The organism is Companilactobacillus metriopterae (assembly GCF_004117915.1).
Taxonomy (GTDB): Bacteria; Bacillota; Bacilli; order Lactobacillales; family Lactobacillaceae; genus Companilactobacillus; species Companilactobacillus metriopterae.
In genome coordinates, this window is record NZ_RSTD01000001.1 from 601,077 (window position 1) to 616,692 (window position 15,616).

Consider the following 15,616-nt stretch of genomic DNA (forward strand, 5'->3'; position numbering starts at 1 on the left):
TTGGCAAATGGTACTCCTAAAATTCAAGATCTTTCTTTAGAAAAAATTATGGGAGATCGATACGAAAGATATTCACGATCAATTATTCAAGAGCGTGCTCTTCCTGATATTCGTGATGGTCTAAAACCTGTTCAACGTAGAATTTTATATTCTATGAATCTTGATGGGAACACCTTTGAAAAGAGTTTTAGAAAGTCTGCCAAGGGTGTTGGTAATGTCATGGGTAATTTTCATCCCCATGGTGATTCATCAATTTATGAAGCAATGGTTAGATTATCTCAAGATTGGAAGTTGCGTAATCCATTAATCGAGATGCATGGTAACAATGGATCAATGGATGGAGATCCACCAGCCGCTATGCGATATACTGAAGCCCGATTAAGTAAAATATCAGCAGAAATGTTAAGAGATATCAACAAAGATACTGTTGATGAGGAATGGAATTTTGATGATACAGAAAAAGAACCTAAAGTTCTTCCTGCAAGATTCCCCAATTTACTTGTAAACGGTGCAACAGGAATTTCTGCTGGTTATGCTACTGAAATTCCACCTCATAATTTGGTAGAGGTTATTGATGCTACTATCAAATTAATTGAAAATCCAGATTCCACTCTTGATGATTTAATGAGGATTGTCAAAGGTCCAGATTTTCCAACTGGTGGTATTTTACAGGGTGCTAAAGGTATAAGAGACGCCTATGAAACCGGACGTGGAAAAGTTTACCTGAGATCAAAAACATCTATTGAAAAGTTGAGAGGTCACAAATCTCAAATAGTTATCTCTGAAATACCTTATGAAGTTAATAAAGCTATTTTAGTTAAAAAAATGGATGAAATTAGAGTTCTAAAAAAGGTTGATGGTATTGCTGAAGTTCGTGATGAAAGTGATCGTCAGGGACTATCAATTGTAGTTGAATTGAAGAAAGATGTTGATTCACAAGGTATTTTGAACTATTTGTTCAAAAATACTGATTTACAAATCTCATATAACTTCAATATGGTTGCAATTGCTGATATGCGACCTCAACAAGTTGGTTTAATGAAAATTTTGACTGAGTATATAAAACATCAAGAAGATGTTGTACTTAGAAGAAGTAAATTTGATTTGAACAAGGCACAAGCAAGAATTCATATTGTGGAAGGTCTTATTAAAGCATTATCAATATTAGATCAAGTTATTAAAACAATTAGAGCAAGTAAAAATAAATCAGATGCTAAAAATAATTTAGTTAAAGAATATGATTTTACTGAACCACAGGCAGAAGCTATTGTTTCATTACAACTTTATCGTTTAACAAATACTGATGTGACTGAGTTACGTTCAGAGTTTGATGATCTTCAAAAGAGAATTAGCTACTTAAACGAAATCATAAATAATCATGATAGGTTGATGTCTGTCATTAAAGAGGAACTTACTGAAGTTAAGAAAACTTATGGTAATCCTAGAAGAACTAAGATTGAATCTAAAGTATCTGAAATTGAAGTTGATACTAGTGTACTAATACCTAGTGAGGAAGTCAGACTTCTTGTAAGTCATAATGGATATATCAAGCGTAGTAGCCAACGATCGTATCAAGCTTCTTTTGAATCTGGTAACGGATTGAAAGACGAAGATTATGAAGTAATGAATGTTGAAGCTAATACAAGAGATCACTTATTCATGTTCACTGACAAGGGTAATTTAGTTTATCGTCAAGTCTATGAAGTTGAAGATGCTAAGTGGAAAGATACTGGTTCACATTTGTCTCAAGAAGTAGGATTATCGACGGATGAATCTGTTATTAAATCGTTTGTTTTTAAGGATTTAGAACAAAAAGGAACTTTCTTAATAGGTACAAATGAAAATACTATTAAACAAGTTGCATTTTCTGATCTATTACCAGGTAGAACTTATAAATCCAAAGCAAGTAAGTATGCTAAATTAAAATCTCTTGATAATTCCGTTATCGATATTAACTATATTGAACCTGATAAACAAGAAAGTTTAATCTATGTATTTACTGAAAAATCATATACATCAGCATTTCCTATTTCGGAAGTACCTGTAGTAGGAAGTAAGGCTGCTGGTGTGAAATTTGTAAGCTTAAAAGATGACGACGAATTAGTGAGTTACTTTGTAAGTTCAAATGATGCAGATATAATTGCATTACTAACACAGCGTGGTTCTTACAAACAGATGAAGCTTAAGGAAATACCAACAACCAGTCGTGCTCGTCGAGGAGTACTGACTCTAAGGGAACTAAAACGGGATCCACATCGTATTAAACTAGTAACAAATGTAAATAAGAGTCAAAATCTAATAATTGAGACTGATTTACAAAATGAAATAAATATAGATTTATCAGAACATCCATTGGTAGATAGATATTCTAACGGTTCATTCATTATGGACATTGAATCAGACGGAAATCCATTGAGATTTATGAAGATTGATAGAGATGATCCTATATCCGAGATACCATCTCAGGAACAAAATTTATTTTAATTATTAAATCTTTTTATACCCCAGGAGGATTTGTCTATTGCTAGACGAAAATGCTAGAAGAGTCTTTAGTTCCAAAGCTTTAAATTATTTTGATGAGTTGACGAAGAACATGAGTTACACAAAGACAGCTCAATCATTAGGAATTACACAACCTGCTTTGACTCAACAAATCAAAAAGATAGAAAAAGTTGTTGGAGCACCTTTATTCTATAGTATGGGAAAACAGATTTATCTTACAGATGCTGGGGAAACATTGCTTAAATCAACACATGAAATGTTTGATTTAATCAATGATGTCACTGTTAAGATACAACAGGATTCAAACTCTAAATCAGGTATTATAAGAATTGGTATATTATCTACAATTGCATCATCTGTAGTTGATGATTTTATTGTTTATTACAACAAAATTAATCCTGATATTGAATTGGATTTGCTTTCTTTGAGTAGAAATGAACTTTGGGATAACATGCAAAATAATAAAATTGATCTTGCTATCATGTATCTTCCTGAGAAAAACATTAAAAACTGGAAGCATTTTAGAACGCATAAAATTATGGATGATAAGATTATGCTGATTCATAATGATGATAGATTGAAAGACAAGAAATCTGTAACTTATAAAGAAGCTATAAAGTTACCATGGGCATCATATTTAGAAGGTTATTATATTTCGGATTTAATTATAAATAGTTTTACTAATTCATTAGTTGATCTGCCTCAAGTTGTTGCTAGATTTTCATCGCCATACCAACTACTAAAATTTACAGATAGAACTGAAAATGTATATACAGCTCTTCCTGAGAGCTTCTGTTTAGGTCATCTGACAAAAAATACTAATTTATATCAAGTAGCACTTGAACCTAACATATCATTTGAATTATCATTTGTTTATAAAGAAAACAAGGAAAAAATTGGAAAAATTAAGGATATATATAGTGAGTGGGAAAAATTCTTACTTGAAGAAAGCTATAAAAATAGACTTATTTCATCCAGCCTTGTTGTATAGGAGAATATTATGACTAAAGAAAAACAATTTGTATTTGGACACAGTAATCCTGATACTGATGCAGTAGTTGCAGCAATTGCATACTCATACCTATCAAATCAATTGGGATATAACACTGAAGCCATTGCTCTAGGTGAACCAAATGAAGAAACAAAATTTGTATTCGATAAATTTGGTTATGAATATCCAAGAGTTATGAACTCAACTAATGGTGAAGTTTCTAGTGTCATGCTAGTTGATCACAATGAATTCCAACAAAGTATTGATGACATTGCTGATATGGAAATTACACATGTTGTTGATCATCACAGAATTTCAAACTTTGAAACAGCTAATCCATTGTTCTATCGTGCAGAACCACTTGGTTGTACAAGTACAATATTATGGAAAATGTTTGTTGAACAGTCTGTTGAAATTCCAGCTCAAATAGCATCATTGATGTTATCAGCTATAATTTCAGATACATTACTTCTTAAATCACCAACAACTACAGATCAAGACGCTACTGCAATGAAGAGCTTGGCTGAAATTGCTGGTATTGATTACGAAACTTATGGTCTAGAAATGCTTAAAGCTGGAACAAATTTGGATAGTAAATCTACTAAAGAACTAATTAATATGGATGCTAAAACTTTCGATATGAAAGGTAACAATGTCCGAGTAGCTCAAGTAAATACTGTCGATGTTAATGATACTCTTACTAGGGAATCAGATTTTGTAAATGATATCCAAAGTGAAATTGCTAGTGAAAATTACAATTTATTCATTCTTTTGATAACTAATATTCTTACAAGTGATACAACTGGATTGATTCTTGGAGATGATTCAGCTATTGCTGTGTTTGAAAAAGCCTTGAATACTAAGGTTTCTGACAACAAAGCTTCACTTCCAGGAGTTGTCTCACGTAAAAAACAAGTTGTTCCTCCTCTAAATGAAGCATTTTAACAAAAAAGAAAGTTATTGTAAGATTTTCTTGAAAACGCTATCTTACTAACGTATAATAACCTTTGTTAATAAAAACTGCTAGTTTGTTAACTAGCAGTTTTTTTATTTAATCAAATGATCTATAGAGGGAGTACTATATTATGAATATAACTAATATCTTAATTGGATTAATTCCAGTTATTGGCTGGGGATTTTTCCCAGTGTTGACAGGTATTTTTGGAGGAAAACCTGTTAACCAAATTATGGGTGCTACATATGGTACATTGATTGCATCAATTATCGTTGCACTTGTTACACAAACACCAATACTAACAGGAAAAGAATTCCTATTTACATTCTTGTCTGGTGTTTCATGGGCATCTGCACAAATTCTTGTATTCTATGCATTTACAAAAATGGGTGTTTCAAGAACAATGCCTATTTCAACAGGATTTCAATTAATTGGAGCATCTTTATGGGGTGTCTTCGTACTAGGAAACTGGGGATCTGCAGTATCTAAAATTGCAGGATTTTCTGCAATTATCTTGATCATCGTAGGTGTTTGGTTGACAACATATAGTGAAAAGAAAGATAACAGTGAATCAAATAGCTCAGATATCATGGTTGGTCTAATTCTTGTATTAGTTGCTGAAATAGGATATCTTGCATACTCTGCCTTCCCACAAGCAGTTACTGTTAAAGGATTCGAAGCATTCTTCCCACAAGCATTGGGTATGGCAGTAGTTGCTACAATCTTTGCATTCGCAACAAAAGACAACAGAGCATCAAAACCATTTACAACAAAGAGTTCATATACTAATATCATTAGTGGTTTCTTCTTTGCTCTTGCAGCACTATCTTATCTAGTATCAGCTCGTCCAGAAGTTAATGGACTTGCTACTGGATTTACATTGTCACAAATGAGTGTTATTGTAGCTACTCTTGGTGGTATCTATATCCTTCATGAAAAGAAAACAAACAAAGAAATGGTTTATATCATTTCTGGTTTACTTCTTGTAGTTGTAGCTGGTGTTGTAACAGCATTCTTAAAATAATTTCAAAAGCAAAAAGCACATCGGAAAATCCGATGTGCTTTTTTGTTAGGGTTATATATTATGATAATAGTTCTTAAAAGTACGTGTTATAAAATTGGAGGATTTTACACATAAATACTTTCAATATTTACATTGCATCTAAGTCAAATAATCATTGGCTATTCAACACACTCAATATAACGCGATTTTACTTAGTCGTAAAATGGTTAGCATAAAATATAATTTTAATAATGGCTGTTACGAATAGGTTTATAATTCTCTATATATTCTCCAATTTCATCTAAGGATTCAGAAAATAGGATAGAGTCTCTGTCAGACTGTTTCAAAAAACCGTCAGTTACCATTTGATCATAAAAATGTTTTAAATGATCATAATATCCATCAATATTATAAAAAATTGATGGTCGACTGTCTTCTCCGATAATTGCCCATGAGAATGTTTGAGAGATTTCTTCCAATGTACCAGGTCCTCCAGGTAAGGCGATACTAGCCATTGAATCTTTCATCATCATATATTTTCTAATGTCCATATTATCAACAATGTCCAATTGAGAAATTTTACTATTAGCTAATTCCACATTAGATAGATTTTGAGTAATAATCCCATGAGCGTAACCACCACTAGCCATTACACTACGAGATACAACTCCCATCAGTCCAGCGTTACCGCCGCCGTATGTCAATCCGTAGCCATTTTTGACCATCCATTCACCAAGTTCAGTTGCCAAATCTACGTATTTTTGATTGTTTCCGATAGATGAACCACAATATACTGCAATACTTTTCATAATTTAATGCTTCTTTCTTTAAAATTTATTTTTATTTTCACGATATAGCCGACTATAGTAGATAAAAGACGATTCCGACAAATGGGATATTTTGTATTGTTGAAATTCGTCAGGATTTATTTGGCCAAGTGCTACAATTATTGATGCTGAATTTAGTTTTTTGATTGAAAGATCCATATCTAAGATATCAGAATCAATTTTCAAATCACGATATAATGACTGAACCTGTAATAAAGGCGATTTAGCAGAAAAATTACGGCTCAAAAAAAGATTATTATCTTTCCAGTAGTCTGAATATGGTTTAATATAATTTCTATACTCATTTAAAAATTTTAGTTCAAAGTCAACAAATTGCAACTTTAAGAATTTACGATAGAAATTAATTTCTAGAGCCTCTTCATATGTAAATCCCTTAATTAAGCAGAGGATAAGAAGTCTTGTGTAAACCTTCAAATCAGTTCTGTTCAAATACAAATCGGGGTGTTCAAAGATATCTATAGGTAGATCATCTGTTTTTTTTATTGGAACACTTTTGATAAACAAGCTCGGTATTTGGTTAGTTACTTTTATAGAGTATAAATATTTAAAATATACATTGAGGTTACTGATGACTTTATTAACGGTAGTAGGGCTGTAATCTAATATGTTGAGTAGATATTCTTTGAATTCTTTGATATTGAGTTCATCAATATCATTTAAATTGTTCGATTGTGAAAAACCAGGATTATTAACTTTCTCATAGTTTAAAAAATTACTTAATGAGTTAAGATATTCAGTTTTAGCTCGTTCGCTAATATTTCGACCATTAAGGTAAATTTTGAATGATTCCCAATGTGGAATTTGAGTCATGGCTACCTCCGATTACATTGATTATTATACAATAACGAATGGATGTGGGATAAATGAATATTTATTTCGATAGTTTAAATTACAATAATAATAAATACTTTATCTGTGTTACCGATAATGGGATAAATTTTATAGGATCACCCAATCAAGAATTAGAAGAAGTACTAAATTTTTATCCAGAAGCTAATTTAACTCATAGAAAGTTAGATAGAGAAAAACAAGAGATTTCAGAGTATCTTGCTGGTGAGAGAAAGAAATTCGATTTACCAATTGATCTGGTGGGAACAGAATTTCAAATGAAAGTATGGAATGCTATAAGGTCAATACCATATGGAAAAACTATTACTTATTTAGAAATTGCCAATATGATTAATAATCCAAAAGCAATTAGAGCAGTTGGAACTGCAGTGGGAAGAAATCCAATACTAATGATTATTCCTTGCCATAGAGTCATAAGAAGCGACGGTATAGATAGTGGATATCGTGGGGGATTAGCAATGAAGAAAGAATTATTAATCTTAGAAAAAAGGGGTTAGATGTTGGAACCTGAACAAATACTAAAAACAAATTTTGGTTACGATCAATTTCGGACAGGTCAATTAGAGATTATAAATCGAGTTATGGCAGGCAAGAGGACAATAGGTATTATGCCGACTGGCGGTGGGAAATCAGTTTGCTATCAAATACCTGCTCTGATGTTTTCTGGTATTACATTAGTCATATCACCCTTAATTTCATTAATGAAAGACCAAGTAGACGGGTTAAATGAAATGAATATACCTGCCACTTTTTTTAACAGTACCTTAGATTATATAGATATGTCGGAGAGAATGAGATATGTTGAAAGTGGTGCTGTAAAACTTATCTATGCAGCACCTGAGCGCATTGAGAATACCGATTTCTATGGTTGGCTGTCTAGTCTGCCTATTGATTTAGTTGCTATTGATGAAGCCCACGTTCTATCTTCATGGGGGCATGATTTTCGACCTAGTTATCTGGCTATGGTTAATTTAATAAATCAATTACCTGCACAACCAAATGTATTAGCATTGACTGCTACAGCTACAAATAGCGTTCAAACTGACCTGGCACATACATTAAATGTTAGTGATGATAATATTATAACTACAGGATTTGAAAGAGATAATCTTGCATTAACTGTAGAAAAATCAGTAAGTAAACTGCCTTATATATTGAGATATGCTAAAGAACATAAAGATCAATCTGGTATTGTTTATGTCGGTCGCAGAAAAGATGTCGATCGAATTTATGAATACTTAAATGATCACGGTATAAAGGCGGGGAAGTATCACGCCGGAATGAGTGATGAAGATCGTAAGAATGAGCAAGAAAGATTCTTGTTTGACGAAGTTGACGTCATCATTGCAACTAATGCTTTTGGTATGGGAATTAATAAAACTAACGTTAGATACGTGATTCATTATTCTATGCCTGGTACTATTGAGAATTACTATCAAGAAATAGGAAGAGCGGGTAGAGATGGATTACCATCAGAAGCTGTTTTATTATATTCACCAGCAGATATTCATCTTCATTTATTCTTTATTGAAAAATCAGAAGCAGATGAAGAATATAAGCAGAGTTTGAACAATAAACTTCAAAATATGAATCAATTAGCTACAACTGAGATGTGCTTAATGAAGTATATTTTGAAGTATTTTGGTGAAACTAATTATGATAAATGTGGCAAATGTAGTAATTGTACTGATGTACGCGAATCAATTGATGTGACTAAAACCACTCAAATGGTTCTTAGCTGCATCATAAGAATGGATCAAAGTTATGGTAAAAAATCAGTAGCGAGAGTTCTGGTGGGAAAACAATCTTTAAACAAGAATGCTCGAGATTTTAGTCATTTATCAACTTATGGGTTATTAAAAGATAAAAGTTTAAAAGAAGTAGAAGAATTTATTGACTATGCTCTTTCGTCGAATTACATTGAGATGACTTCAGATCAATATCCAGTTTTGAAGGTTACTCAAGAAGGGTTAGAAATACTAAAATCAAATAAGAAAACCTATAAGAAGGTATCCAAAAAAGCACCTGCGGTTAATAATATTAAAATTGCTGATGGAACATTTGATGAGGGATTATTCCAAGAGTTACGTCGTATAAGATTGACCATAGCTCATGCACAGGATATACCACCATTTGTTATATTCTCTGATAATACGCTTAAAGAAATGGCACAAAAACAGCCAGTTTCTTCATCACAATTTTTAGAAATATCTGGTGTTGGTGATGCTAAATTAGATAGATACGGAAAGAGATTCATGGAAGTTATTTCTGAGTATATTTCTGCATAAAAAAATCCTGACAAAAGTTGTTGGGATTTTTTTATATTAAAGTATTGACAACTTTATAATCACTGTTATGGTTAAGCAGTACACTAGAACGGAGGAACGATAATGGAATTCAAAGATAATATTCCCATATATCTCCAAATTGAGGATTTGATTCGTAATAATATTGTTAATAATGAATATCATTTAGGTGACAAAATTCCATCGGTAAGAGAACTGTCACTGGAATTATCAGTGAACATAAATACCGTGCAAAAAGCGATCTCAAATTTAGTAGATGATGGAATAGTAATCACTAAAAGAGGGCAGGGTAATTTTGTGACTGAGGATGTTTCAGTTATTGATAAGCTTAGAGAAGATCAAATCCACGAGATTGTAGAAGAAATGTATGATGCATTATCTGCATTAAACTTAGATAATGATCAAATAATTTCAAAAGTAAAAACTTATATAGAAAAAAGGGGGAATTAAAAAATGGAAAACGTAATAGAAATAAAGGATTTATCATACAGTAAGGTAACCAAAAAGATTCTTGAAGATGTCAACTTGAATATTGATAGTGGAAAAATTGTTGGATTAATCGGTGAAAATGGGGCAGGTAAGACTACACTTATGCGTATCATGGCCGGTTCACTACCAAACTATACTGGAGATGTAATACTATCCAGTGAAAAAATCATTGAAATGAAAAAACAAAAAGTTAGCTATAGCTATACTTTAGAAGGATTTTCTAAAGGTACTAGAATTAAAACAATTTTAGATTACTATTCTACAGTTTATGCTGATTTTTCAAATGAAAGATATCAAGAAATTGCAAAATTCCTGGATATTGATGATTCTAATAAATTGTCACAACTTTCAAAAGGTATGAAAGAAAAATTTATTATTGCACTGACTTTGGCAAGAAAAGTTCCTATCTATCTTTTAGATGAACCATTCAGTGGTATTGATAGCATGAGCCGCAAAAAGATAATTAATAGTATTTTAGGGTGGGTAGACGATGATTCTATTGTTATTATTAGTAGTCATCATATTGAAGAAATTGCCAATATTTTAGATGAAATTGTTTTAATTAAGGATGAAAAAATTATAGCGCACGAATCAACAGAGGACATTCGTGAAAAGAAAAATATGAGTATTGAAGATTATTATGAAAGTTTTTACATGTAGGAGGGGATAAAAAATGACAAGTCATTCAACAATGTTCAAAGCACTATTTAAGCAAAAAATGAGATACACAGGAACCGTGGGTATTTTATGGGTATTAGGAACAATAGTAATGTCACTATTTGCAATTGGCAGTAGCAATAATATAATAGATTCGATTACAGTTATTGCGTCTTCATGGGGAAGTCTTTTACTAACATTTGGAATGCTAATTGGCTTAACGTTTGCCGATTATGGAATATTTAATAATAATAGATATAGATTAGTTCCAATTTCAGATTCAAAATTGTACTTAGCTAATATTGAATCAAGTATTTTGGCAATGATAATTAGTTTTGCTGTATATCTTTTTGGACTTGCATTATTACAAGCTCATCCAGTAATAGAAGCTATGAATCAAGTTATTAAAGAAATGCCAAATATACCTGGAGATGCATATCTAGCATTCATTCTTATTCTATTGATAATTGCACTTAATGTTGTATTTTTTGTTAGTATTGTAGACTTTTTGATTATGGGATCACTTTATTTTTCTCATTTTGTTGCTGATAGATATCAAAAAGTAGCAAGATTTGGACTTTTTGTAATTCTTGCAATTGTTTGTTCTTATTTATTCGACAGTGCAACTACACTAATTAACAATTATTCAAACTTTTTTGACTTTTTAAGTAATCAAGGAAGTTTACAAGGTCTTTCTATTGGGTTGTTAATAACAGTAGCACTTGTTGCAGTATTTGTTGTAATAGATATCTATGTTCTACCACATATAGAAGCTGATAAATAAAAAAACATATGGATTAAATTCCATATGTTTTTTTATTTAAATTTATCTAATTCATTAGTCAAATGATCCAAGCTATGAAGAAGAACTTGTTTTTCTTCGTCAGACCAATCGGATAGAGCTTCTTTAATAATAGAGGTACGGGTATCGCTAATTTGTTTATTAAGCTTATTACCTTCCTCGGTTAGTGTAGATATTCTAACGCGTGAATCCTTCAGGGAAGGAGAGGAAGTAACTAGATTTGAATTTTCTAATTTATCTATCTGTCTACTAACACTTGAATAATTTTTACCAACAATATTGGCAATCTCACTTACACTTATTGGTTGTTTTCTTGCAATGGCTGAAAAAATTGGAAAAGCTGGTGCTTCTAATTTAACATTTGCACTACTAAGTAGTTTTTTGTCATTTTGAGGATTATTAAAGAACCCTACTAGATTTATGAGTGTATTAAATATTTGATTATCCATAATGTAGCTATTTTACCACAATTACAGCACGTGGATTATTAGGTGCAGACCAAGCCTCTTCAATTTGTTCAATTGAAAATTTAGAAGTAGGGACGGTAATATTATTATTACCTGCCCAATCAAATAACTCAGAAATAGACATGAATAAAACTTTCATAGAAACACTGCGGACTCCACTTCCTAGTATTTCTATCATCGATGATCGTAGCAGAGTTGATGGAAGATTGATTTCTGTTTCTCCTGAAGCAGTACCGATGCTAACAAATTTTGTTGGTTTACCTGAACTTGCAGTGGCAATTAATTTCATAATTGATAAGGAACTTTCTCCCCATAAATAATCTAGAACAATATCTATGGAGTTATCAGATAAAATTTTATTTAAATCATTCTCAAAATTATTTCCAATAACAGCGTAACCTTCAGCATCCAATTTTTTTAAATTATCTTCGTTTCGACCAGAAATAAATACTTTTTTCGCTCCCAATTCTCTAGCTACTTTTATTGCAAGAGAACCTGCTACACCTGTAGCACCATTAATAAGGACAACTTGACCTGCTTTTATTTGTGCACGATATTTCAATGCAGCCCATGAGGACATTCCAGGATTAGCAATTGCAGCGGCAGTTACGTCGTCTAAATTATCTGGAATAGGTAAGATCAATTTCTCATTAACTAAAGTTTGTTCAGCAATGCTACCATATGGTTTTTCTGTTTTGCCGAAATATATTCGTGTACCATCTTCAAGAGTACCGACACCATCTGTTCCAGCAATTAATGGGAATTCATTGGTTGAAGAGTAGTGTTTTCCCATAGATGAAGATTTTGAAAAATTACTCAAAGCTGTAGCAGTAACATTTACTATCTTAAATTTATCTTTGTTTTCTGGATTTTTAAAATTTCCTAAAGTGGGAATTGTATTTTGTTCTTTTATTATTGCAGCTTTCATATTATACCTTCTTTATATATATTAGTGCATTTTGCACTTATTTATAAAAATAGAATAACATATAAATGTGCAAAGTGCACTGTTTTTTTACTTTAATTTTTTTATGATTAGTGTCATTCTATTAATTATAAGGGGGATTTTAATATGAAAAAAATAAAGACTTTTGCACTAATGTCTACAGCATTGATAGCAATGACTTTTGCTCCAATTACTAATGTGGCTCAGGCTTCAACAGATACTGACAATATTGGTACAGAAAATATTATGTCAGTTGCATGGTTCCAGACGTCTTCAGAAGCTCGTGCACTGTATTATCAAGGATATAATACAGCTACAAACAATATGAGAAACAAGCTTGCTCAACCATCTGATAAGCCATATGCTGTGGTTTTAGATATTGATGAAACAGTATTGGATAATTCTCCATATCAAGCATATGCATTGAAGAATAACGTTAGTTATCCAACAAATTGGCATAATTGGATTTTATCCGCTCAAGCTAAAGCCTTGCCAGGAGTTAAAAACTTTTTGAACCTTGCTAATGCAAATGGAGTATCCATTTTTTATGTTAGTGATCGTAGCAAATCAACTGAAACAGATGCTACAATTAAAAATCTTACCGAACAAGGATTACCACAAGCTGATACTGACCACGTATTGCTAAAATCTGACGGCGAAAGTGGAAAATCTGCACGTAGATCACAAGTAGAATCACAATATAATGTTATCGAGTATATCGGTGATAATTTAACCGACTTTAATGATCCTGAAACAAATAGTATTGACGGAAGAAACGATGATGTTAATACAGATTCCACATATTTTGGGGACAAATATATTATATTGCCTAATCCTATGTATGGTGGTTGAGAATCAGCAATATATAACAATAATTACGCAATATCTGATGCGGAAAAGAGTAAACTACGTCAATCGTACTTAAATTATTATGATCCAAACACAGACAGCGTTACTCAAATAAAGGCATTTTAAGTGAAGGAAGATATATTATGAAAATTGATCATGTAGCTATTTGGACGAGTGATTTGGAGAAAATGAAAAATTTCTACCAGAAATACTTTGATGTGGAGATTTCTGATTTATATGTAAATAATAAAACTACATTCAAATCTTATTTCATAAAATTTGAATCTGGTAGTCGAATTGAATTAACCACAAAACGATTTTTATTTGATAATGCTATGGATACAATAGGATATTCACACATAGCGATAGCTGTTGGTGATCAGTCAGCTGTTGACGAATATGTTGAAAGGTTCATGGCTGATGGTTATCCAATAGTTAGTGGTCCTCGTACTACTGGCGACGGTTATTATGAAGCAGTTATACAAGATCCTGAAGGAAATTTAATTGAATTAACAACAGATTAAATTAAGATGTCCACGAAAGTGGGCATTTTTTTGTGCTTGATAAATTGTCGAATACTTACTTCGTATAATATATATTATGTAACCTTAGTTTGGAGAATTCACATTTGAAATTATTTAGGTATTTCCTATTACCTATTATTGGTGTATAAAGATAGTTTCCTTATGCTGATAAGTTTTCAAACAAAAAAGACCATCCAGTCCCACTTATATTGGAGTAGAACGATCTTTTACCGATACTTGCATTTAATCTAACATTTTAGAAAATAATTGAATATAAATTTCAATGAATTCCAGATACATATCCTTACTTATGTGTTCATTTATAACGTGAGCTTGTCTGGCATCTCCCGGTCCAAAAACAAGAAATAGAAAATCAGAGGGTTTATCTCGAACAAGATTTGAAGCATCTGTAATTCCAGAAAGCGGTAAAACAGGAATTGTTGTACTAGAGAATGTAGTTGCAATTTCGCGGGCATAATTAATAAATTTAGAATCTGCTTGTGCCTGAACTGGTAATTCATTCATCAGCACTTCTAACATTAACGGTACAGGGACAGCTTCCGTTGCATACCTAGAATTATATCTGGAAATGATCTTATTTAATTCCGTTAATACCATTTCATTGTTATATTCTGGAACAGTCCGTACATTAATTTCTGCTTCTGCATAATCAGGGATAGAGTTAACTTGGGTACCGCCAGTAATAACATCAGCATTAAAATCCATTGGTCCAAATAATTCACTTTTTGGATTATTTGGATCGCTAAATGTTTTATTTGCTTCGCTAATAACGTTAATCAATGAGTTGATTGCATTATATCCTAGTTTAGGTATTGAACTGTGAACAGTAATTCCCTTAGAGATAATCTTAAGATCCATAGATCCTTTTTGTGCATGTCCAATATTAAAACCAGATGGTTCAGCAACTAGTAAAGCACTTGCATCTTCCATGTAGCCATTTTCAAAAAATGCACGAGAACCACTTTCACCAACTTCCTCCCCTGCAGTTGCTAACAAACGGATAGTTCCTTTTGTTGGTTTTCCAGCATGATTCAGTTCAATCATAGAAATTACTAGAGCAGCAAGACCCGATTTCATATCGTTAGTTCCTCTACCAAAAAGATTGCCATGCTTCTCAGTCATTGTAAAGGGGTCACTATCCCATGCAGTAAGATTTCCTGAATCAACTACATCCATATGACCAGTTACTGCTATAACTGGACTACCAGTTCCTATTTCAGCAACTAAGTTAGATCGGTTTCCACTAATGTGTAAAATAGTGGATGAAATATTATGCTTTTCAAAAAGATTATTAAGATATTGTGCGACCTCAGTTTCATTATCATTAACAGACTGAATAGCAACTAGGTCCGCTAAAATTTGAATGCGTTCTTCTGTGTTAATAACTGTCATAATGTTCTCCATAAT

General features: G+C 32.1%; 16 protein-coding genes. 11 read left to right on the top strand and 5 right to left on the bottom strand.

The features are described 5' to 3' along the window. From parC to rbsU, 4 genes are all read left to right on the top strand, one after another. Entirely contained in the window at nt 1-2,484 is a 2,484-nt protein-coding gene (parC, locus tag EKN01_RS03035; RefSeq protein WP_129044913.1) for a DNA topoisomerase IV subunit A, read from the top strand. A 37-nt stretch (nt 2,485-2,521) separates the two neighbouring features. Further along, the gene (locus tag EKN01_RS03040) at nt 2,522-3,493 is read left to right on the top strand and encodes a LysR family transcriptional regulator (protein ID WP_129044914.1); all 972 of its coding nucleotides are present in this window, start codon (nt 2,522-2,524) and stop codon (nt 3,491-3,493) included. A gap of 9 nt (nt 3,494-3,502) precedes the next feature. Continuing rightward, complete coding sequence (locus tag EKN01_RS03045; protein WP_099974754.1) at nt 3,503-4,438, top strand: manganese-dependent inorganic pyrophosphatase; 936 nt, start codon at nt 3,503-3,505, stop codon at nt 4,436-4,438. 140 nt (nt 4,439-4,578) lie between these two features. Beyond that, on the top strand, nt 4,579-5,472 hold the full coding sequence (gene rbsU / locus EKN01_RS03050) for a ribose/proton symporter RbsU (protein ID WP_129044915.1): 894 nt from the start codon (nt 4,579-4,581) through the stop codon (nt 5,470-5,472). Between the two features lie 224 nt (nt 5,473-5,696). Here the strand turns inward: rbsU and EKN01_RS03055 are convergent, their stop codons facing one another. Together EKN01_RS03055 and EKN01_RS03060 are read right to left on the bottom strand one after the other, a co-directional pair. Next, complete coding sequence (locus EKN01_RS03055) at nt 5,697-6,260, bottom strand: LOG family protein (RefSeq protein ID WP_129044916.1); 564 nt, start codon at nt 6,258-6,260, stop codon at nt 5,697-5,699. A gap of 18 nt (nt 6,261-6,278) precedes the next feature. Beyond that, on the bottom strand, nt 6,279-7,109 hold the full coding sequence (locus EKN01_RS03060) for a site-specific integrase (RefSeq protein ID WP_129044917.1): 831 nt from the start codon (nt 7,107-7,109) through the stop codon (nt 6,279-6,281). 53 nt (nt 7,110-7,162) lie between these two features. Between EKN01_RS03060 and EKN01_RS03065 the strand changes: the two genes are divergently transcribed. The 5 genes from EKN01_RS03065 to EKN01_RS03085 all read left to right on the top strand — a co-directional run bounded on the left by EKN01_RS03065 (nt 7,163) and on the right by EKN01_RS03085 (nt 11,384). Beyond that, on the top strand, nt 7,163-7,645 hold the full coding sequence (locus EKN01_RS03065; RefSeq protein ID WP_129044918.1) for a methylated-DNA--[protein]-cysteine S-methyltransferase: 483 nt from the start codon (nt 7,163-7,165) through the stop codon (nt 7,643-7,645). Then, complete coding sequence (recQ, locus tag EKN01_RS03070) at nt 7,646-9,436, top strand: DNA helicase RecQ (RefSeq protein WP_129044919.1); 1,791 nt, start codon at nt 7,646-7,648, stop codon at nt 9,434-9,436. It begins immediately after the preceding gene. Between the two features lie 102 nt (nt 9,437-9,538). Then, on the top strand, nt 9,539-9,904 hold the full coding sequence (locus tag EKN01_RS03075; protein WP_129044920.1) for a GntR family transcriptional regulator: 366 nt from the start codon (nt 9,539-9,541) through the stop codon (nt 9,902-9,904). Between the two features lie 3 nt (nt 9,905-9,907). Next, complete coding sequence (locus tag EKN01_RS03080; protein ID WP_129044921.1) at nt 9,908-10,603, top strand: ABC transporter ATP-binding protein; 696 nt, start codon at nt 9,908-9,910, stop codon at nt 10,601-10,603. 13 nt (nt 10,604-10,616) lie between these two features. After that, on the top strand, nt 10,617-11,384 hold the full coding sequence (locus EKN01_RS03085; protein ID WP_129044922.1) for a hypothetical protein: 768 nt from the start codon (nt 10,617-10,619) through the stop codon (nt 11,382-11,384). A 32-nt stretch (nt 11,385-11,416) separates the two neighbouring features. On the opposite strand, the gene EKN01_RS03090 is transcribed toward EKN01_RS03085, so the two are convergent. Together EKN01_RS03090 and EKN01_RS03095 are read right to left on the bottom strand one after the other, a co-directional pair. Further along, nucleotides 11,417-11,851 carry a MarR family winged helix-turn-helix transcriptional regulator gene (locus EKN01_RS03090; protein ID WP_241685233.1) on the bottom strand — a complete coding sequence of 145 codons (435 nt, stop codon included), beginning with the start codon at nt 11,849-11,851 and terminating at the stop codon, nt 11,417-11,419. A 7-nt stretch (nt 11,852-11,858) separates the two neighbouring features. Then, entirely contained in the window at nt 11,859-12,797 is a 939-nt protein-coding gene (locus EKN01_RS03095) for a quinone oxidoreductase family protein (RefSeq protein ID WP_129044924.1), read from the bottom strand. Nucleotides 12,798-12,941: 144 nt separating this feature from the next. On the opposite strand from EKN01_RS03095, the gene EKN01_RS03100 reads away from it, so the two are divergent. Together EKN01_RS03100 and EKN01_RS03105 are read left to right on the top strand one after the other, a co-directional pair. After that, nucleotides 12,942-13,667: a 5'-nucleotidase, lipoprotein e(P4) family gene (locus tag EKN01_RS03100; RefSeq protein ID WP_241685234.1), complete on the top strand. Its 726-nt coding sequence runs from the start codon at nt 12,942-12,944 to the stop codon at nt 13,665-13,667. Nucleotides 13,668-13,807: 140 nt separating this feature from the next. After that, complete coding sequence (locus tag EKN01_RS03105) at nt 13,808-14,188, top strand: VOC family protein (protein WP_129044925.1); 381 nt, start codon at nt 13,808-13,810, stop codon at nt 14,186-14,188. A 243-nt stretch (nt 14,189-14,431) separates the two neighbouring features. Here EKN01_RS03105 and EKN01_RS03110 read toward each other — a convergent pair whose 3' ends face one another. Then, the gene (locus EKN01_RS03110; RefSeq protein WP_129044926.1) at nt 14,432-15,601 is read right to left on the bottom strand and encodes an ArgE/DapE family deacylase; all 1,170 of its coding nucleotides are present in this window, start codon (nt 15,599-15,601) and stop codon (nt 14,432-14,434) included. Nucleotides 15,602-15,616: the final 15 nt, after the last annotated feature.